We start from the raw sequence: 19,903 nt of genomic DNA, 5'->3' as shown, positions 1-19,903 counted from the left end.
GCGACGATTTGCCCGCGCTCGGCGTCCGGGATGCCGACCACGTGTGCGACGACGCCGCCGGTGACCTTGGCGATCGCCTGCTCCACCTCGGTGGGCGACACGTTCGCTCCCGCGGTCTTGATCATCGCGCCCTGTCGGCGGATGTAGTAGAAGAACCCGTCGCAGTCGGTGGCAACCAGGTCGCCGGTGTGGAACCAGCCGTCGGTGTCGAAGCATTCTTCTCGACTGCGTTTGTAGTACCGCTGCATGAGGCAGGGCCCGCGGATGCAGAGTTCTCCGAGCGCGCCGTCTTCAACCAATGTTCCGGTTTCGGGATCGACGACCTTGGTTTCTAGGCCTGGTGCGGGCTTACCGAACGATCCGCGTCGACGTTCCGGTTGGTCGCTGTCGTCGCCGCTGATCAAGACCACGCTGCCGGCTTCGGTCAAGCCGAGCATGTTGTGCCGCAACTCCGGATCGGCCGGTCGCATCTCGGGCGCCATGATCGGATACAGGTTGCCGCGTCGCATCGACGACAGATCGCGGCCACCAAAACTTGGGTGCCGCGTCAGGTGCGCGATCCCGGAAGCGAAACCGTTAGTGAGGGTTGGTCTTTCGGCCTCGAGCAGGTCGAGTGTTTGGCCGCCGTCTTCGGCGTTGGAGCACACCAGCGTTGATCCGGCCAGCAGCGTGGCAAGTAACGCAAATCCGAATCCCCCGATCCAGAAGAACGGCGAGTTGCAGAACAGCTTGTCGGCAGCGGTCAGGGCGCGGATCTCGTTGAGATTTTTCTGGTGGTTGAGTAGCGCGGCGTGGGTGTGTACCACTCCCTTGGGGGTGCTTGTGGTGCCCGACGTGTAAACAATCGTCATCGGGTCCGAGCCGTCGACATCGTCTTCCATGGCCGTCAAAAGTGCCGCGTCGACAGTCTCGGCCAGAGGATCAAGGCGCGCCACATCGAAGACCGCGTGGCGCAATTGCGGTGCGACGGTGTCGAGTAGCCGCTCGCCTGCGTCGAGGTCCGAGCCGGACAGAACCTCGGTCAGTAGCTGCACGTAGTCGTGTGAGCGGTACGACTTCGCGGCAAGAAGGATTTCGGTGTCGCTGTCGATCAGTTGCTCGTGCAGCTCTGGCGTGGTCGCGAAGGTGGACAACGGGACGACGACGGCGCCGATGCGCGCCGCCGCCAGCATGCCGATGACAAACGCAACGCCGTTGGGGTAGAGCAATCCGACGTGGCTGCCTTTGCCTGCGCCGACGGCGATGAGCCCACGAGCAAGTTGCGCAGAGCGACGGTCGGCTTCGGCGTAACTTATGCGGTCCGCGTCGCACACCAACAGTGGATGATCACCTCTGCTGCGGGCTTGGTCTCGCAGGACTTCGCCGACTGTAGGCGATTCACTCGGCATGGTCGCGCTGTGCCGCGGAAACAGGATCGCTGAAGAAGCTTCGAATTGCGGTCAGATCGGGCTTGCCGGACGGTGTTCTCGGAAGTTCAGCGACGATCGCGATGTCGGTGGGGATTTCGTAGCGCGCCAACCGCGTACGCAGATAGTCGGTGAGTGCGGCCGCATCGACAGACGCCGGTTCTCGCAATTCCACCATGGCGGCGGGCGTCTCACCGAGGCGGGCATCGCCCAGCCCCACCACCGCAGCACCTGCGACCGCGGGATGACTCTCCAGCGCGGAGCGGACGTCGTCGGGCATCACCTTGAAGCCGCCGCGGATGATGGCCTGATCGGCTCGGCCGACGATCCACAGGAAGCCGTCGGCGTCGATACGTGCCATGTCGGTGGTGCGCATCCAATTAGTCGAGGGTCCGAGCTGCCCCGGCTTGACCTCGAGCAGCCCGACTTGGTCGGGTTCGAGCGGCGCGTCGTCGTCGCCGACCACCCGCAGTTGGGCTCCGGGGTTGGCGCGGCCCACGCTGCCGCGTTTGATTCGCCAATACTTCTGATGGTCGGGCAACGTCCAGCCGGCGACTCCGCCGCCGAATTCGGTTGCCGCATAGGAAGTCAGGACGGGGATTCCGTATTTTTCGGTGAACGCGTCGGCATCGTCAGCCGACAGGGGCGCGGTACCGGAAGTGACGGCGCGGATACTCGCCAGGTCCTCGCGACGCAGGTCGGAATGCAACACCATCCGCAACGCAGCCGGCACCAGCGACACCGCGCGTGGTCGGTGCGTACGCACTGCCTCGGCCCAACGGTTGAGCTCGAACCGCTCCAGCAAAACGAAGGGCCGCGCCTCGGCGATACATTGCAGTATCCGGAAAACGCCGCCGATATGCACCACGGGCGAGTTGACGATTGCGACACCGCGTCGCAGCTGCGTGGGCGTCGGTGGCCGGTCATCCTCCGGGCCCATCACGCTGTGCGCCAGCATGTCGTAGGTCAGGTCAACCCGCTTTGGCGGCCCGGTCGTCCCGCTGGTCAACATCCGCACCGCGACACCCGGTCGCGCATCGCGTGGGGTGCGGGCCGCGCCCACCGCAATCACTTTCGGCTCGGCAGCCAAATCCGATATTGACACCATCGTGGTGTCGGGCGGATCGCCCACTGTCGCAAGGTCGTCGGGATCGCCGACGATCAACGGCAGTCCTAGCTGGTCGACATCCACTTTCGTGCGCTCATCACCGCGAGCCGGATTGATCGCCACGACGGTAGCTCCACACTGCAGTACGCCGAGCAGCGCGGCCACCTGTATAGGCCGATTACGCAGCAGGACTCCGACCTGCGGTTGCTGCGCGCCATGACCGACGAGCGAACCGATCCGGTCAGCCATGCTGCCAAGCGCGCCCCACGAAAGCCATTGGCCCTCATACTCCAGAGCCGGTGCGTCGGGTGCCAAACTCAGCACGTCGACGATGCGCTGGCTGAGTGGATGGTTCATCACCGGACCCTCGGGTCGGGCCTGGGCCCTGTCTCGCGTGCTGCCAGCTCGGCGGTGCCGATCGGATTGCCCAGCCGGGTGTAAATCAGCCCCTGATCCAGCGCCGCTCGGTAGGGCTTGTCCAGTGATTCCCAGATCGCCTTCACGGTGCCTTGCGTTGCCGACGGCGGTTTGGCCGCGATCGTGGCGGCGATCTCGTGTGCCCGGCTCCACAGGTGTTCGCCGGCGACGACTTCGGAGACCAGTCCGATTCGAAGGGCAGTATCGGCGCTGACCCGTTCGTCGTTACCCATCAGTGCGATCCGCAATGTTTCGCCCAGGCCGACCCGGCGCATCAAGCCGATCGGCTCCAGCGCGCAGACCAGCCCTGCCGACACGTGCGAGTCGAAAAATGTCGCGTCCGTTGAGCAGATGACCACGTCGGACTCATTGATGAAGTAGAACCCGCCCGCGGTGCACAGACCTTGGACCGCGCAGACCACCGGCTTCCACATCTTCTGCCACTTCGGGCTGAGCGCTTCGCCGGGATCCTCGTGATTCCAGATGTTTTCGGGCTGACCATAGGGCGTCTTGATGTCGAGTCCGGCGCTGAACGCTCGACTGCCGGCGGCCCTCAGCACCACGGCGTTGACCGAATCGTCGGACTTGACGATTCGCCAGGCCCGGGCCATCTCGTCGCACATCGTCCGGTTGAACGCGTTGAGCTGGTCGGGCCGGTTCAACGTGATGGTGGCAATCTGGTCGGCGCTGTCCACATCGAGCTGGATGGTCTCAAAGCTCATCGGCACTGCCACTCCGGTGGTCGTTTTTCGACGAATGCCTTGGGACCTTCGAGGGAATCCTCGGTGTGCAGGTTGCGTTCGCGGAACGCTTCGGCGAGCACCTCGGCCTCGTGCAGCGGTAGGTCGAGACCCTTGACGATGGCCAGCCGGGTACCCCGGACGGCAAGCGGCGCATTGGAGTTGACGATGTCGGCGATCTCGTGGGCACGTTCCAGCAGTTGGTCGTGTTCGACGATCTCGCTGATCAGGCCGAGCTCGTACGCGCGCTGGGCGCCCATCCGCTCATGTTTGCCCATCAACGCCATCCGCAGCGCAATCGAGCGCGGCAGCACCCGGGCCACCCGGACCACCTCACGCGCGGCCACCAGGCCGATGCTGACGTGCGGGTCGAAGAACGTTGCCTTGTCGGACGCGATGACAATATCCCCGGTGGTCACCCAATCCAGTCCGGCCCCGCAGCAGATTCCGTTGATCGCGGCGAGCACCGGCTTGGCCATTGTCCGGAACGGCGGAGTGCCCTCCTGCGGCGCCTCCCACTGTTCGTAGGTGGACAAATATGGTGCTTCGTTGATCACCTTGCCGTCGCCGGGGATCGCCTTGACGTCTGCGCCCGTGCAGAATGCCCGTCCGGTACCGGTAACGATGAGAATCCATACGGCGTCATCGTTTTCGGCCTCATGGTAAGCGCTGCGCAGCTCGGTGATCATATGCGGGCTCAGCGCGTTGAGGGCGTCGGGGCGGTTTAGGGTGATGGTGGCTTTGTGCTCATCGACCTCGTACTTGATCGTGTCGTATGACCGTGCAGAGCTATCAGACATCAGCGTCCCTCGTTGTTGTGTTCATCGGCCATCGAACTGTGGTGGGCGTCGTTCTCGGAATGCTGCCAGGCCCTCTTTGAAATCCTTGGTCCGACAAGACAGTTCGAGGTCGAAAAGCTCTTGCGTCATGGACTGCGCCAGCGTCGCGTGCTGACCGTAATGGATAGCTTGCTTGGCCAGGCCGAGCGCCACCGTGGGTCCGGCGGCCAATCGTGCCAGTAGTTGCGCGCAGCTGTCGTCGAGCTCTGCTGGGCGGACGGCTCGATGGATCAAACCCCAGTCCGCGGCGTCTGTCGCGCTGACTTTGTCGCCGAGCAACAGCATCTGCTTCGCGCGGGTCAGCCCGATGAGACGGGGGAGTAGCCAGCTGGCACCCGAATCCGGGCTGAATCCGCGGGCCGCAAACGGCTCCCAGAACACCGCGTCGGTGGCAGCCACGGTGAAGTCGGCAACCAGTGCCAGATTGCACCCGAGGCCGACGGCGAATCCCCGTACGCTGCAGACGACCGGCAGATGGATGCTGTGCACCAGTTCGATCACGCGATGAGCGGTGTGGGGAATGCGGCGAACGAGGTCACCGGTTCGCGGGCGTGGGTCGGCGCCGCTGTTGGTGGCGACCCAATCAGCGCCCGCGCAGAAGTCATCACCGGCGCCGCGGATGTGGATGGCTCGCAGGGTGTCGTCGGTCGCTGCATCGGTCATCGCGGCCACGAACGTCTCGATCATGCTCTGGCTCAACGCGTTGCGCTGTGACGGGCGGTCCAGCGTGATGTGCAGTACCGCGCCGTCTCGGCTCGTGGTGAGCGAGCCGTCGGCCGTCGTGGAGTCCAGGTCCTGACTCACCGCCAAATCCGCCCTTCCCACGCCTATACGGTTACCCCTACAGTAGGCTATACAATTGCTGCACTGTATAACTTAGCAAGGAAAGCCCGGCGACGGAACAGCTGCATCAGGAAGAAGGCTTATGGGCGAACGCCAACCAGGGGCCGTTCCCGCGCGGCCGAACCCGGACAGTGCCCGGTTCGGCGAAGCGCCACTTGCCCAGACCGTCGCAGCGGCCGGCGCGATACGCAAGCTCAGCTCGCTGCTGCTGTCGTTGGAACATGCCCACCCGACGGTGGACGCGATCGTTGCGCAGATCGGCGAGTGGGAACGGGAGCTGGGCACGGCGGTCCAGCCGGACAGCACGCCGCGGATCGGCGCCGACGATGACGGCAGCCGGCGCGTCTACCTCGATCACGCCACGGACATCGGTGCGTTCAACCCGTGCTTTCCGGAGTACCGCTTCGGCCACCTCGACGCCGACACCGCATCCGGCCAGGTCACATTTCCGTTGGTTTACGAGGGCCCACCGGGCTTGGTCCACGGCGGTTTTCTCGCGGTGTTCTTCGACTGCGTGATCCAGCACCAGAATTGCCTGACCGGACTGTCCGGCAAGACTCGATCACTACAGGTGACCTTCCGTCGGCCGACGCCGGTGCTGACCGACCTGCGTTTCGATATTGCCCGGTCCGAGGTCGAGCGAGGCATCACGTCGACGGCCCGGTTGCTTCTCGACGACGAGGTGCTGTGCATCGGTGAGGTCAACACACTGGCGCAGGCGCCGGACACGTTGACTGGGTTCCGATTCGGCAAGCGGCGAGCCGAGAAGACCTGACGTGGCTACGCAGCGCTTTCGTCAGCCCCGCGTCGCGGAAATCGTCGCCTCGAAGTTGCGCGATGACATCCTGTCCGGCCGGCTGAAAGAGGGCGATGTTCTGCCGTCGCAGGAAAGCTTGTTCGGCGAATTCGGAGTGAGCCCACCGGCGTTGCGGGAGGCAATCCACATCCTGGAGACTGATGGGCTGATCTCGGTGCGGCGTGGCAATGTCGGTGGAGCGGTCGTCCATCATCCGACGGCCGAGCGGACCGCGCACATGATCAGCATGGTTCTGCAGGCGAGGTCCGCAAAGCCGGTCGACGTCAGTGAAGCACTGATGTATCTCGAGCCGATCTGCGCGGGGATGTGCGCCGCGCGTGAAGACCGGATTACCGAAGTAGTGGCCTATCTGCAGAACGAAATCGACATCCAGACCGCGCAATTCGACGATGAGTCACAGTACGTGCCCAATGCCCGCCGGTTTCACGAAACCCTGGTCTCCCGTTGCGGCAACGAGCCGATGATCTTGCTGATCGGCTCCCTGGAGCTGATCTGGTCTGCGCACGAGTCTTCGGTCTGGTCCGACGACGGCGAGCCGACGCCGATGGTAGGCAGGACCAAGCGCGCCGCGCTGCGTGACCATCAGCGTCTGCTCGACGCTATCAGTGACGGCAATTCGGCCAGGGCGATCCGGCTGGCGCGAGAGCACCTGGCCGTGGCTCGGCACAAGACGCTTACCTTTGGCAGCGACGAAACGATTGAGGCGAAACGGATGTCAGATATCGGTCCGCGACTGGACGTGGCCTCCGCCTCTAACGGCCAACCTCGGAAGGAGTCCGGCGCATGACAGTCTCGGATGCTTCAGACGACCGCGTTCTGTTCGAGGTCGATCCTGAAAGAAGAATCGCCACCATCACTTTCAACAATCCCAAGCAACGCAACTCCTACGACGCCAGCATGCGTGACGCGATCGCCCGATATCTGGACCGGGTGGCCGAGGACGACGATCTGACGGTGGTGCTGCTGCGCGGGGCGGACGGGGTGTTCAGCACCGGGGCGGACATGAATAATGCCTACGGCTGGTACGGCGGGCAAGATACTCAACGCCGGCCCAGTCAACGCCGCCGATTGACCGTGGACCGTAGGTCATTTGGCTTCTACCACAACCTGATGGGCTTTCCCAAGGTCACTGTCGGAGAAATCAGCGGCTACGCGCTTGGCGGCGGGTTCGAGATGGCGTTGATGACGGACATCTCGGTGATCGCCCGTGACACAAAGATCGGCATGCCGGCTACCCGCTTTCTCGGGCCTGCGCTGGGCAGCCTGCACATGTTCTTCCATCGGTTGGGGCCGGTGCTGGCGCGCCGCCTTTTGCTGACCGGTGACATCATCGAGGCTGGTGATGTCGAGCACCTGGGAATCTTCACTGATACATGCGATTCCGGCCTGGTACCCGCTCGGGCCCGGTACTGGGCGGACAAGGCCGCGAAGATGCCGGCCGATGGCGTCGTGATTGCCAAAGAGGCCTTTCGGCTCGTCGAGCAGAGCCAGGCTTACCAGGGTGGAGAAGTGGCCAGTTATCTATTTCACGCGTACGGGACCAATCTGCAATTCGCGCCGGGTGAGTTCAACTTCGTCAAGACTCGCGCGGAGCATGGCACCAAAGAAGCGTTCCGGCTGCGCGATGAGTACTTCAACGTGCCGGAGCCCGAGGCCCCGTAAGGCTTTTACGATCGCGACGTTTTAGTACGTCCGCGAGAAGGGGTCGACTTGCGCGGCCGCGGCGACGTCGACTTGGGTTGCCGGGCAGTCGACTTCGACCTCTCGTCGATCAACCGGCTGGCGTGGTCGAGGATGCAGTCTAGGCCGTAGTCGAAGTTGTTGTCGTCGGCGGCGCCGATGTGGTGACCCTTCGCCGTCATTTGCGCCAGCAGGGGCGCGGTTTCGGGGTCGATGACCATCGCGCCCTCGATTGTGCGTGCGCCGTTCTCCGTCGCCTGGTTCTTCTCCTGAAGCCGGTGCAGCACAACCGAACCCCGCACGTGAACCGATACCGCGGAATAGGTGTCGAAGGCTTCTTCGGGCGACAGCCCCGCCTCGACCAGGCCAGCGATCGCTTTTTCGATCTCCTGGACGCCCAGCTTGGCGGCTCGGGGGCTCAGCGCCGACCTGATTAAAATCAGATCGCACAGTATCGGGTTGCCCATGAACGTTTTTCGCATCGAGCGAGCGTGATTGCGCAGGGTCTCGCGCCAGTCGGTGGCTTCGACGTACGGGGTGGCGAACACGTACTTGCGCAAGGCGCGGTCGGTCATCGCGTTGAGCAGATCGTCCTTCTTGCGGAAGTACCAGTAAATGCTGGTGACTCCCACGCCGAGATGCTTGCCCAGCAATGGCATGCTCAGGTTGTCGATCGACACTTCCTCTGCGAGCTCGAACGCGCCGCTGATGATGTCATCAGGGTTGATGGATCCGCGTTCGCGTCGCTGACGCTTCTCGGCGGTTGCTTGCTTGGCCACTGCCGGCACCTCCATCAAGATCAACGTTGCGCATCCCGTTCCGGCCTCGCGGCCGTGGGATCGAATCTACCGGTCGCCGCCCGGTGATCTGCGGTTACGCAGCTGTGTCACGATCCCCGTCTGCTACTGTAATACCTATCGTAGGGTTTTTGATACGCACGGCGGCAAGCGAAGGAAAACCGGGCATTTGCCATGGATTTAGGGCTGACAAACGCCACCGCAGTCGTCGTCGGCGGTGGCCGCGGCATGGGTCTGGCCGCCGCGCGTTGCCTGGCCGACGATGGCGCTCGCGTCGCGATCATTGCCCGGTCCCGGGCTGACCTCGACCGCGCGACCGAAGACCTGACTAATCGTGGCAGCCCGGATGCGCTCGGGCTGATGGCCGATATCGGCGACGTCGATCAAATCAACGGTGTGTTCGCTGAGCTCGGCGGCCGGTGGAACAGCGAACTCAATGTGCTCATCAATGCGGTCGGGCCGGGCTCGGTGGGGAGCTTCGAAGATCTGACCGACGAGCAGTGGGGTAAGGCTTTCGACGACGGCGTGATGGGTATGGTCCGCTGCGTGCGTGCGGCTCTACCGCTACTTCGCGGCGCGGACTGGGCGCGGATTGTCAACTTCTCGGCGCACTCCACACAGCGCCAAAGCGTGATGCTGCCCGCGTACACCGCGGCCAAAGCGGCGCTGACAAGCGTCTCCAAAAACTTGTCGCTGTTGCTGGCCAAAGACGAGATCCTGGTCAACGTCGTGTCGCCGGGCAGCATCGCATCCGAGTCGCTGGTCGGTTGGGCTGCCTCGGTCGGCGTCGACGGCAACGATCCGTACCAGCTGATGGACGCTATCGCCAAGCACTTCGGGCATCCGGCACACATGCCGCGAGCCGGTCTACCCGACGAAATGGGTTCGGTAGTAGCGTTTTTGGCGTCGCGCCGCAATTCCTACATGACCGGAGCGAACATCAATGTCGACGGCGGTTCGGACTTCACCTGACAGTCGATGACTAAAGAAAGGAGTCGGTGATGGCCACGGCACGCGAGGCACGCGGTTGGGCGCGCAGCGCTTTGCGGGGGATCGGCGATTCCCTGTACACCCCGTTCTGCGGCACCGACGGTGACGACATCGACTGGGACGCCTACCGGACGCTGATCCGTTACTGCGTCAGTGATCTCGGGCACCCGCTGTTGTGGTGCACTAGCGGTCTTGCGGAGTTCTGGTCATTGACGCTCGACGAGCGAAAGCGCTTACTGGAGTTGGCGATCGAGGAAGGTCGAGCCGCCAACCCGGACATCGTGGTGCAGGCGTGCACCGCCGCGATGTCGGCCAAGGACTGCCTGGAGCTGACGCTGCACGCCCAACACGCCGGCGCCGACATCGCCTACATCCAGACCCCGATGATGGAGGCGCACGGCGGCGAAGGCGTGTTGCGGTTCTTCAAATACATCGGTCAGCGCACCGATATTGCCCTGGGGATGTTCAATTCACCTTCCTCGGGATACGTGTTGACGGCGGCCGAAGGCGCACGCATCTACGACGAGGTCCCCGCCGTCTGCGCAACTAAGGAGGGTGCCTTCCGCCCGGCGAACAGCCGGATGTTGCATGAATTGGCGCCCGGCCTGGTGATCTGGGAGTGCGAGAAAACCGTGTACCGCGCCGGGTGGCTGCGCGACGGGATCGTCTGCCCGGCCCAGCTGGGCACCGCGGGGTACTTGTTCGAGACGCCGCAGCGGCCGTTGCTTTCCGAATATTGGGACCTGGTGTGTAACGACAAGCTCGTCGAGGCGATGGACTACGGCCGCGAATCAGGTCTCGACCAATTCGACCTCGACCTCGGATCCTGGTTCACCTGCTATCCCGGTCGGGCCGACTACTTCACGCACTGGGGTGGCGCGTTCAAGTACGCCGCCTCGCTGCTCGGCCTGCCGATCGGTTCCTATCCGCACTCCCGGCCGCCGCAAGCAGAGTTGCCGGCGGAGGCCAAAGCCCAGATCGAAAGGGCCTACCAGCGCCTGGGGCTAGTGCCCGCTTAGCATTGTGGAATGCTGTACCGATAGGTATACAGTATGGGCATAAGCAGCGCGACAGGAGGACTAGTTGAGCGTCGCTGAACCCACCCAAGACGAGGCAGTGATCTATGAGGTCACGGCCAGCGGTGTCGCCGTCCTGACGTTGAACCGGCCGGATCGCCTCAACACCTGGGGCGGTGACATCGCCACCGCGTTCTACGCAGGACTGGACCGTGCCGAAGGGGACCCGGCTGTTCGGGTGATCGTGTTGACCGGTCGCGGTAAGGCGTTCTGCGCCGGCGCTCAGCTGGGCTCAATGGGAAGTGTCACGCAATCGATCCAGAAAACCGACCAGGGCAAGCTGGCCAGCCTCGTCGGGGATCGCCAGCCGTACCACCTGACGACACTGGGCAAGCCGGTGATCGCGGCGATCAACGGATCGTGCGTCGGTATCGGTCTGACCCAGGCGCTGATGTGCGACGTGCGGTTCGCCGCCGCCGGGGCCAAGTTCGCGGCATCCTTCGCGCGGCGTGGGCTGATCGCGGAATACGGTGTCTCCTGGATACTTCCGCGCCTAACGGGCTGGGGCGTCGCGCTCGATCTGTTGTTGAGCGGCCGGACTTTTCTTGCCGACGAAGCGGCAGAGCTGGGACTGGTCAAAGAGGCGGTACCGCCCGAGCAGCTGATGAAGCGAGCCATGGACTACGCCGAAGACATCGCCCAAAACTGCTCGCCGGCATCCATGGCGATCATCAAGCGTCAGACCTACGGTGATGCCATGCGCGAGGTAGTGCAAGCGAGTTCACAAGCCGAAGCCTTGCTGCACGAGTCGCTGCAACGTCCCGATGTCATTGAAGGGATCACCAGTTTTCTCGACAAGCGAGCGCCGAGCTTTCCAGGGCTAAGCGCGGGAAAGGACGATGATGGGGAACTTGGGCTATAAGGCGATCGACGTCGACAATCACTACTACGAACCGCTGGATGCCTTCACCCGGCATCTGGACAAGAAGTTTCGCCGACGCGGCGTGCAGATCTTCAGCGACGGCAAGCACACCCAGGCGATCATCGGGGACCGGGTCAACCGTTTCATCCCCAATCCGACGTTCGACCCGATCATCGTGCCGGGATGCCTCGATCTGCTGTTCCGCGGCGAGATCCCGGAAGGCGTCGACCCGGCGTCGCTGATGAAGGTCGAGCGGCTCGAGGAACACCCCGAATACCAGAACCGCGACGCACGCATCGCAGTGATGGACACCCAGGGCATCGAAACGGTGTTCATGTTGCCGACGTTCGCGTGCGGCGTCGAGGAAGCACTCAAGCATGATGTCGAGGCGACGATGGCGTCGCTGCATGCGTTCAACTTGTGGCTGGACGAGGACTGGGGCTTCGACCGGCCCGACCACCGCATCATCGCGGCGCCGGTCATTTCGCTGGCCGATCCCGAAAAGGCCGTCGAAGAACTCGAATTCGTGTTGGGACGCGGCGCGAAGCTGATACTGGTGCGGCCCGCCCCGGTGCCCGGTGTGGTCAAACCGCGATCATTGGGCGACCCCCTGCACGATCCGGTATGGGCCAGGCTGGCGGAGGCCGGGGTTCCGGTCGGCTTTCACTTGAGTGACAGCGGCTACCTGCAGATCGCCGGAATGTGGGGCGGCAAGTCGACATTCGAGGCGTTCGGTGGCTCGAATCCGTTGGACCAGATACTTGTTGACGACCGCGCGATTCACGACACGATGGCTTCAATGATCGCCCACGGGGTGTTCACCCGGCACCCGCAGTTGAAAGCCGTCAGTATCGAGAACGGTTCGTACTTCGTCTACCGGCTGGTCAAGCGCCTGAAGAAGGCGGCCAACAACCACCCGAACCTGTTCCCCGTGGATCCGGTGGAGCAGCTGCGCAACAACGTCTGGATTGCGCCCTACTACGAGGACGACTTGCCCGAGTTGGCGTCGGTCATCGGTGTCGACAAGATTCTGTTCGGGTCGGACTGGCCACACGGCGAAGGCTTGGAGGATCCTGTGTCGTTCACCGAGGAATTGGTCGGCTTCAGTGCTGCCGACATCCGAAAGGTCATGCGCGACAACGCGTTGGATTTGCTGGACGTCAAGGTCGGCTCGGCGGTATAGCCGTGCCCGAATGGACCATAGGGGCGATCCTGGACGCGATCGCCGAGGTCATCCCGGACCGGCCGATCACCGTGTGCGGTGATCGTCGCAGTACCTTCGCGGAAACAGCTGACCGCACCCGTCGGCTGGCGAATTTCCTCGCCGCCAGGGGGTTTGGCGCCCACCGGGAACGGGCCAGCCTGCAGAACTGGGAATGCGGGCAGGACCGTGTTGCGCTTGTCATGCACAACGACCTCTATCCCGACATGGTGGTCGGTTGCCTGAAGGCCCGCACCGTTCCGGTGAACGTCAACTACAACTACACGCCGCGCGAAGTCTCCGAACTGCTTGACTATGTGCGGCCCCGGGCTGTCATCTACCACAAGTCGCTGGGCGCGAAATTCGCCGACGTGTTCCCGCCCGAAAGCGCCGACCTACTGCTGTCGGTCGACGACGGAAGTGCAGTCCCGGAGCTACCCGGGGCGGTGTCGCTGGATGAGGCGCTGGCGCAAGGGAATAACGACCGCGACGTGACCGCGTTGTCCGATGACCTGCTGATGATCTGCACCGGTGGTACCACGGGTCGGCCCAAGGGCGTGCTGTGGCGGCAGTCCGACATTTACGTGTCCTCGATGAATGGGGCCGATCATGCCTCCGCCCAAGAGATTCATGACAAGGTGCGCGGGCCCGCCCTCCCGCCCTGGTTCGCGGTTTCACCGCTGATGCACGCCGCCGGCATGTGGACGGCGTTCGCCGCAATCATGGCCGGCACCACCGTGGTGCTATACGACACCAGCAAAAAGCTCGATCCGCCGTTGGTGTGGGAGACCGCCGAGCGCGAAAAGGTCGGCATGATGACGATGGTCGGGGATGCCTACGCCGCGCCCCTGGTCGAGGAGCTCCGGCGCGGCCGCTACGACTTGTCGTCGCTCAACGCAATCGGGACCGGCGGCGCCGCGACGAACCCGAAATACCAACGGGCGCTGCTGGAAATGCTGCCCAACATGACGCTCATCAACGGATATGGCTCGTCAGAAACCGGCAACATGGGATTCGGGCACAGCCGGGGCGACATCCGGACCGATACCTTCACGCTGCGCGAGGGCGGGCTGGTCCTGTCCGAGGACTACAGCCACTTTCTTTCCCCCGGGGAGCACGAGGTCGGTTGGGCTGCCCGAGAGGGCCGAATCCCGCTCGGATACTTCAATGATCCCGACGCCACCCGCAAGACCTTTCCCGAAGTCGACGGTAAGCGGGTGGTGATCTCCGGCGACCGCGCCAGTCGGGAGGCAGACGGCACGCTGCGGCTGTATGGCCGCGATTCGCTGGTCGTCAACACCGGCGGCGAAAAGGTCTTCGTCGAAGAGGTCGAAGAAGTGCTGCGCGCCCATCCGGCGGTTGCCGATGCGTTGGTCGTGGGCCGCCCGAGCGAACGTTGGGGCGAAGAAGTCGTCGCACTGGTCGAACTACGCGGTGCAGCCGACGCGTCACCTGAGCTGCTGCAGGCGCATTGCACCGCACAGTTGGCCCGGTTCAAGGTGCCCAAGGAGTTGATCTTCGTCGATCACGTCCATCGCCTGGGTAATGGCAAGGCCGATTACCGATGGGCGAAAAGCCAAGCGACAGAAAAGGCGCCGATGTCGACATGAACACAAGCCCAGTTATCGACTGTCTGGTCAATGTGCACTTCGGTGAGACCGAGAAGCAGCCCACGTGGATGCTGAAGGTTCGCGACGACTACTTCAAGGGTCCCGAATCGATGTTCGCGCCGGTCGACATGACGGAGTTGCTGGACGAGATGGACGAGCAAGGCGTACGCAAGGCCGTGCTGATGGACAACCTCGCCAAGCCGTCGGTAACCGCGCGCAAGTTCGTCGAGGCCAAGCCGGATCGGTTCGCCCTGGCGATGGGCGGGGTCAACCTACTGCGGCCAATGCCGTCGCTGCGTGAGCTCACTGCTGTCGTGAGCGACCTTCCGGTCGCGTACGCAGTTGTGGGACCAAGCTTCTGGGGCGACGGCCAATACCCACCCAGCGACGCCGTGTACTACCCGCTCTACACCAAATGCGCCGAGCTTGGGCTACCGCTGTGCATCAACACCGGCCTTCCCGGACCTCCCATCCCCGGGGAGGTGCAGAACCCCATTCACCTCGACCGGGTCTGCGTACGCTTCCCCGAACTCAAACTGTGCATGATCCACGGCGCGGACCCCTGGTGGGACATCGCGATCCGGTTACTCATCAAATACGCCAACCTGCGTCTGATGACGTCCGCTTGGTCACCGAAAAGGCTGCCGGAGAATCTGCTCCACTACATGCGAACCCGCGGACCCGACAAAGTGATCTACGCCTCCGACTGGCCGGTGCTGAAAATGCGCCGTGTCATCCCCGAGGCTCAAGCCCTGGACCTCCCCGCCGACGTCCTGGAGAACTACCTCTACAACAACGCGCATGATTTCTTCTTTCAGGGCCAGAAGGAGCACTGACCATGGACCGCTACGAACTGCGCCGACTCGACTACAGCCTGACTGGGGATCACCAGGCGTTACAAGCTGCATACCGAGATTTCTTCAAAACACACTGCCCGATCGAGACTGTGCGTGCCGCAGAGGAATCCGGGTTCGACAAGAGCCTGTGGGAGCGGCTGTGCGCGATGGGCGCGACGACCATGGCGTTGCCCGACACCGCCGGGGGAGACGGTGCAACACTGGTCGACCTGACGTTGGTGGCCGAGGAGATCGGGCGCTCGCTGGCACCGGTGCCGTGGATCGACCATGTGTGCGCGGCCCGGCTGCTGGCCAGACTCGGTTCGACGGAATCCGACGTTGTGAACGGCAAGCAGCTCGCGGCGTTTGACCCACAGCATGACAACGTCAGCGGGGTTCGGCTCATCCCGACGGGATCGATCGCCGACCAGATCATCGTCCGCGACGGCGAGGAGGTGGTGCTCGTCAAATTCGATACCCGTCCAACCAAGGTGGATAACATCGGCCGGCTGCCGATGGCGTGGGTCGATCCGGCGGCCGCCGATACCAGGGTCGTGCTGGCCAGCGGGCTCGACGCCTTGGCGCAATACCAACGGGCACTGGATGAATGGCGGGTGCTGACCGCAGCAGCATTGACGGGTCTGGTCGAAGAGACCATGACGATCGCGGCGGAGTTCGCCAAGCACCGCTACACGCTGGGTGTGCCGATCTCCACGCTGCAGGGCATCTCACATCCGCTCGCCAACATTGCGATCACCGTGCAGGGCGGGCGGAATCTGGCGCGCCGCGCCGCGTGGTTCTTGGACAACGAGCCCGACGAACGCCCGGAACTGGCCCCGTCGGCGTTTGTGTTCATGGCCGAGGAGGCCGCCAAGGCCGCGACGATGGCGGTGCATGTCCAAGGCGGCCTCGGCGTTTCCGAGGAGGCCGCTGCGACCGCATATTTGGTGCGGGCCCGTGGGTGGGCCCTGGCCGGTGGAGACCCCGGCGCCAGCGCCAAGTACATCGCTGAGATCGTTGCCGAACGCGAAAGCCGTTCAGGAAAGGACGCATAAGTGGATTTCTCCCGAGTCACACTTTCCGACGACGATCAAGCCTTTCTCGACGAGGCGCGCGATTTCCTGAAAACCCACGTGACCGACGACGTCAGACGCCGGGACCGCGAAACCGGCGACAACTTCGACGAAGGTGTGCATCTGGCGCTGGGTGCCGCCGGCTATCTCGCAGGCGAGTGGAAGCCGCATGCCGAAGGCGGCTTCACTCGGGTGCGCCGCCGCATCTGGGAACTGGAGAAGCGTCGCGCACACGTGCCCTGGGTGACCTGGGGCACCACCGCGATGATCGCGCGGTCGGTCGTGCGGTTCGGATCGCCGGAACTGAGGGACGAGGTGATGCCGAAGGTCTTTAGCGGACACGTCCGGCTCTGCCTGGGCTACACCGAACCCGAAGGCGGTTCCGATGTCGCCACGTGCAAGACACGCGCGGTGCGTGACGGTGACGGCTGGATCATCAACGGCTCCAAGATGTTCACCACCGGTGCGCACAAGTGCCAGTACGTCTTTCTCATCACCAACACCGATCCCGAGGCGCCCAAGCACAAGAGCCTGACGATGTTTCTGGTGCCGCTCGATTCCCCCGGGATCGATATCCAGGGCATCCGCACCATCGACGGTGACCGCACCAACATCGTCTACTACAGCGATGTACGCGTCGACGACAAGTATCGGCTGGGCGACATCAACGCGGGCTGGACCGTGCTGCGCGAGCCGCTCAACACCGAACACGGCGCGGTTGCTGCCGCGCCCGATGGGTTGCAGGACGTGTCGATCATGATGCATCAGGCCGGTTTCATGGCCGATGCCGTCGACAAGGCCGCCGGCAAGGTTGCGGAGCCAGATCCGAACGGGCGCAGGCTGATCGACGATGAGTCGGTGGCGTACCGGCTGGGGCGCAGCGCCGCTCGGATGGAGGCGGCGTTCAGTGCGCCGAGCATCTTCGGCCGCGTGGCGCTGGCGCAAACCATGCGCGATATCTCACCGGACCTGATGGACGTCCTCGGCACGGCGTCGACGCTGCCGAATGGGACTGACGGCGCGGCCGACGACGGCGCAGCCGAGTATGTGTATCGCTTCGCGCCGCTGGTGGGGATCTACGGCGGCACCCTCGAGGTGTTCCGCAACATGATCGCGCAGTACGTGCTCGGCCTGGGCAAGCCGAATTATTCGGCGCCGGCCAAGAAAGTGGGCTGAGCTTTCATCGAACGTGCAATGACGGCGGTCGTCATCGGCGTGTCGTCGCCATGGTTGCACGCTCGGCAAAAAACTTCAGGTCGTCAGGACGGTTGCCGCTGCGGTGCCGGGTGCACCGTACACCTGAGCAAAGCCGACCTGCGGACTTCCGGGAACCTGGCGGTCGCCGGCCTCGCCGCGCAATTGGCGCACCAACTCGTGCATCTGCCGTAGTCCGGACGCCCCGATCGGTTCACCGTTGGCGATCAACCCGCCGTCGGTGTTGACCGGCATCGCGCCGCCGATCTCGGTCGCACCGTCGGCCAGCAGCTTCTCTTGCTCGCCGTCGGCGCAAAACCCTGCCTCGGCCATGTGGATCACTTCCGCGCCGGCGTCGGTGTCTTGCAATTGGATAACGTCGACATCCTGCGGTGCCACACCGGCTTTCTCGAAGGCGGCTTTGGCGGCGTAGACAGTCGGGGACACGTCCTCCTCGACGGGTGCGTAGGTCGTGTTCACCTCGTACGCGCCGTAGCGGCGGGTGCGTATCTCGACCGCGCGAACGTAGACGGGTTTGGTGGTGAACCGGTGCGCGATATCGGCGCGACACATCACGACCGCGGCCGCACCTTCGTCGGGAGCGCAGAACATGTACTGGGTCAGCGGGTAATTCAGCACCGGCGACGCCAGGATGGCTTCTTCAGAGATCGGTTTGCGGCGAAAGGCATTGGGGTTCAACGCGCCGTTACGAAAATTCTTGGCGGCCACCTTGGCGAGTGTGTCGGTCGAGATGTCGTGGTCGTGAAGATAGCGGTTGGCCTTCATCCCGAAGAACTGGGTGGTGAGGTATTGACCATTCTCGGCGTACCAGCTCGGCATCCCGACCAGCGCCGGATCTTCGGTGAAGGCGCCGCGCGGATGCTTGTCCATCCCCACCGCGATACCAATGTCGTAGTCACCCAACCGGATACTGTCGGCGCACAGCTTGGTGGCGCTGGCCGCAGTCGCGCAGGCGTTGAACACATCGGTGAAAGGAATGCCGGTGAGACCCACCATGCCGACAATGGCGTCCGGGTTGGCCACCGTCCAGCTGCCGCCGACTGCGAATTGGATGTCCTTCCACGCGACACCCGCGTCGGCGAGCGCGAGATGGATCGCGTCGGCGGCCATCTCCATCGCGGATTTGCCCTCGAAGCGACCGAACGGATGCAAACCCGCACCGATGATGGCGACGTCATTCATGCAATGGCTCCAGATTCCTTGAGTTCGGCGATGCGGTCCCAGTCCATGCCGATTTCCATCAGAACGATTTCGGTGTGCTCGGAGGCTTGCGGCGCCCGGGTTGTCGTGAGCGGTTCGTGGTTGAACTGGATCGGCCCGCGCACGACCTTGAACGGTGCGCCACCGCTGGCGAGTTCGACCTCGGAGATCATGTCGTTGGCAATGGCCTGCTCGTCGTCGGCCAGGTCGAGAAGACTCTGGAACGGCGCCCACTGACCCTTCATCGTTTTCAGGTGCTGTCGCCAGTACTCAAACGGACTGGCGGCGAAGGCCTTCCCGATCAGCTCTGCTGCCGCGTCGGCGTTCTGGATCAACGGCAACACGTCAGAAAAGCGGGGGTCGTCGGCGGCCTCGGGGATGCCCAGGTGCTCGAAGGTGTCGCGGATTAGCCCGGTCGGGCTGATGATGCACAGGTTGATCGTGCCGCCGTCGGAGGTTTCGTAGTTGCCCATGAAGGGATTCACCGATGGGGCCAGGGAACCCGGCATGAATGTGCGCATGACCTCGCCGGTCTCCATGCCCTGCGTCACGCTGGCCCCCGCCGCCCACCAGGCCGTGCTCAGCAACGACACGTCTAGCTCGAGGGCTTCGCCGGTGCGCTCGCGATGCAGCAACGCGGCCGAGATGCCGCCGGCGATGAACATGCCGCCGATGGAATCGCCGAACGCGGGAATGCCCTGTCCCAGTGCGCCGCCCAGCTCCTCCGGCGTCAACGCGTAGCCGATGCCGCTGCGCGTCCAGAACGCCGTCCCGTCGTAGCCGCCGACGTCACGCTCGGGCCCCTTGTCGCCGTACGCCGAACCGCGGGCATACACAATGTTGGGGTTGGCCGCGCGGATGTGCTCCACGTCGAACTTGTGCTTTTGGCGCTGCGCGGGCATGTAGTTGGTCAGGAACACATCGGATGTCTTGGCCAGTTCATAGATGACTTCCTGCCCGCCCGGCGTTGAGACGTCGATCCCGACGCTGCGTTTGCCCCGGTTGGGGTGTTCCATCAGCGGATGCCGGTCCGGGTTGACCTGAATGCCACCCATATTGAGAAAGCCGCGTTGGGTGTCGCCACGCAGCGGGTGCTCGATCTTGAGAACGTCGGCACCCCAGTCGGCGAGGATAGCGCCTGCTGCGGGGACGAACGTGAACTGCGCAACCTCCAGGACTCGAAAGCCCTCCAT

Annotated in this window: 19 protein-coding genes; 11 read left to right on the top strand and 8 right to left on the bottom strand. The window is 63.8% G+C overall.

Annotated elements, in window-relative coordinates:
* The 5 genes from WBF82_RS03885 to WBF82_RS03865 all read right to left on the bottom strand — a co-directional run.
* Window positions 1–1,388, bottom strand: a 1,388-nt coding sequence (locus tag WBF82_RS03885; protein WP_424381779.1) for a class I adenylate-forming enzyme family protein, incomplete at its 3' end; no start/stop codon positions are given.
* Window positions 1,378–2,874 (bottom strand): class I adenylate-forming enzyme family protein, encoded by a 1,497-nt coding sequence (locus WBF82_RS03880; RefSeq protein WP_424381778.1) that lies wholly within the window; start codon window positions 2,872–2,874, stop codon window positions 1,378–1,380. The genes WBF82_RS03880 and WBF82_RS03885, both read right to left, overlap by 11 nt.
* On the bottom strand, window positions 2,871–3,653 hold the full coding sequence (locus WBF82_RS03875; protein ID WP_424381777.1) for an enoyl-CoA hydratase/isomerase family protein: 783 nt from the start codon (window positions 3,651–3,653) through the stop codon (window positions 2,871–2,873). Before WBF82_RS03875 ends, WBF82_RS03880 begins: the two co-directional genes overlap by 4 nt.
* Window positions 3,650–4,471 (bottom strand): enoyl-CoA hydratase/isomerase family protein, encoded by an 822-nt coding sequence (locus tag WBF82_RS03870; protein ID WP_424381776.1) that lies wholly within the window; start codon window positions 4,469–4,471, stop codon window positions 3,650–3,652. Before WBF82_RS03870 ends, WBF82_RS03875 begins: the two co-directional genes overlap by 4 nt.
* Window positions 4,472–4,492: 21 nt before the next feature.
* On the bottom strand, window positions 4,493–5,314 hold the full coding sequence (locus WBF82_RS03865) for an enoyl-CoA hydratase/isomerase family protein (RefSeq protein WP_424381782.1): 822 nt from the start codon (window positions 5,312–5,314) through the stop codon (window positions 4,493–4,495).
* Between the two features lie 121 nt (window positions 5,315–5,435).
* Here WBF82_RS03865 and WBF82_RS03860 point away from each other — a divergent pair, with 121 nt between their 5' ends.
* Genes WBF82_RS03860 through WBF82_RS03850 form a run of 3 tightly spaced genes read left to right on the top strand, consistent with a single transcriptional unit; the run spans window position 5,436 to window position 7,832 of the window.
* Window positions 5,436–6,128, top strand: coding sequence for a hypothetical protein (locus WBF82_RS03860; protein WP_424381775.1), 693 nt, complete (start codon window positions 5,436–5,438; stop codon window positions 6,126–6,128).
* 1 nt (window position 6,129) lies between these two features.
* A complete protein-coding gene (locus WBF82_RS03855; protein WP_424381774.1) occupies window positions 6,130–6,957 on the top strand; it encodes a FadR/GntR family transcriptional regulator in 828 nt (275 codons plus the stop codon).
* Complete coding sequence (locus WBF82_RS03850; protein WP_424381773.1) at window positions 6,954–7,832, top strand: enoyl-CoA hydratase/isomerase family protein; 879 nt, start codon at window positions 6,954–6,956, stop codon at window positions 7,830–7,832. The genes WBF82_RS03855 and WBF82_RS03850 overlap by 4 nt, the downstream gene beginning before the upstream one ends.
* A 5-nt stretch (window positions 7,833–7,837) precedes the next feature.
* Here the strand turns inward: WBF82_RS03850 and WBF82_RS03845 are convergent, their stop codons facing one another.
* Window positions 7,838–8,644: a TetR/AcrR family transcriptional regulator gene (locus tag WBF82_RS03845; RefSeq protein ID WP_424381772.1), complete on the bottom strand. Its 807-nt coding sequence runs from the start codon at window positions 8,642–8,644 to the stop codon at window positions 7,838–7,840.
* A gap of 177 nt (window positions 8,645–8,821) precedes the next feature.
* On the opposite strand from WBF82_RS03845, the gene WBF82_RS03840 reads away from it, so the two are divergent.
* From WBF82_RS03840 to WBF82_RS03805, 8 genes are all read left to right on the top strand, one after another.
* On the top strand, window positions 8,822–9,619 hold the full coding sequence (locus WBF82_RS03840; protein ID WP_424381771.1) for an SDR family NAD(P)-dependent oxidoreductase: 798 nt from the start codon (window positions 8,822–8,824) through the stop codon (window positions 9,617–9,619).
* A gap of 29 nt (window positions 9,620–9,648) precedes the next feature.
* Window positions 9,649–10,656, top strand: coding sequence for a dihydrodipicolinate synthase family protein (locus WBF82_RS03835; RefSeq protein WP_424381770.1), 1,008 nt, complete (start codon window positions 9,649–9,651; stop codon window positions 10,654–10,656).
* A 64-nt stretch (window positions 10,657–10,720) separates the two neighbouring features.
* Complete coding sequence (locus WBF82_RS03830; protein WP_424381769.1) at window positions 10,721–11,575, top strand: enoyl-CoA hydratase; 855 nt, start codon at window positions 10,721–10,723, stop codon at window positions 11,573–11,575.
* A complete protein-coding gene (locus tag WBF82_RS03825; protein ID WP_424381781.1) occupies window positions 11,556–12,758 on the top strand; it encodes an amidohydrolase family protein in 1,203 nt (400 codons plus the stop codon). The genes WBF82_RS03830 and WBF82_RS03825 overlap by 20 nt, the downstream gene beginning before the upstream one ends.
* A 2-nt stretch (window positions 12,759–12,760) precedes the next feature.
* Window positions 12,761–14,386, top strand: a complete 1,626-nt coding sequence (locus tag WBF82_RS03820) for an acyl-CoA synthetase (RefSeq protein ID WP_424381768.1) — start codon at window positions 12,761–12,763, stop codon at window positions 14,384–14,386.
* Window positions 14,383–15,222 carry an amidohydrolase family protein gene (locus tag WBF82_RS03815; RefSeq protein ID WP_424381767.1) on the top strand — a complete coding sequence of 280 codons (840 nt, stop codon included), beginning with the start codon at window positions 14,383–14,385 and terminating at the stop codon, window positions 15,220–15,222. The genes WBF82_RS03820 and WBF82_RS03815 overlap by 4 nt, the downstream gene beginning before the upstream one ends.
* Window positions 15,223–15,224: 2 nt before the next feature.
* Window positions 15,225–16,277, top strand: coding sequence for an acyl-CoA dehydrogenase family protein (locus WBF82_RS03810; RefSeq protein WP_424381766.1), 1,053 nt, complete (start codon window positions 15,225–15,227; stop codon window positions 16,275–16,277).
* Window positions 16,278–17,471 (top strand): acyl-CoA dehydrogenase family protein, encoded by a 1,194-nt coding sequence (locus WBF82_RS03805; RefSeq protein ID WP_424381765.1) that lies wholly within the window; start codon window positions 16,278–16,280, stop codon window positions 17,469–17,471. It begins immediately after the preceding gene.
* 75 nt (window positions 17,472–17,546) lie between these two features.
* Here the strand turns inward: WBF82_RS03805 and WBF82_RS03800 are convergent, their stop codons facing one another.
* Window positions 17,547–18,692, bottom strand: a complete 1,146-nt coding sequence (locus WBF82_RS03800; protein ID WP_424381764.1) for a thiolase family protein — start codon at window positions 18,690–18,692, stop codon at window positions 17,547–17,549.
* The gene (locus tag WBF82_RS03795) at window positions 18,689–19,903 is read right to left on the bottom strand and encodes a CaiB/BaiF CoA transferase family protein (RefSeq protein WP_424381780.1); all 1,215 of its coding nucleotides are present in this window, start codon (window positions 19,901–19,903) and stop codon (window positions 18,689–18,691) included. The genes WBF82_RS03800 and WBF82_RS03795 overlap by 4 nt, the downstream gene beginning before the upstream one ends.

This window comes from Mycobacterium sp., from assembly GCF_049673265.1.
Lineage (GTDB): Bacteria > Actinomycetota > Actinomycetes > Mycobacteriales > Mycobacteriaceae > Mycobacterium.
Note: the sequence above shows the minus strand (reverse complement) of the source record. Positions and strands in the feature narration are given on the sequence as shown.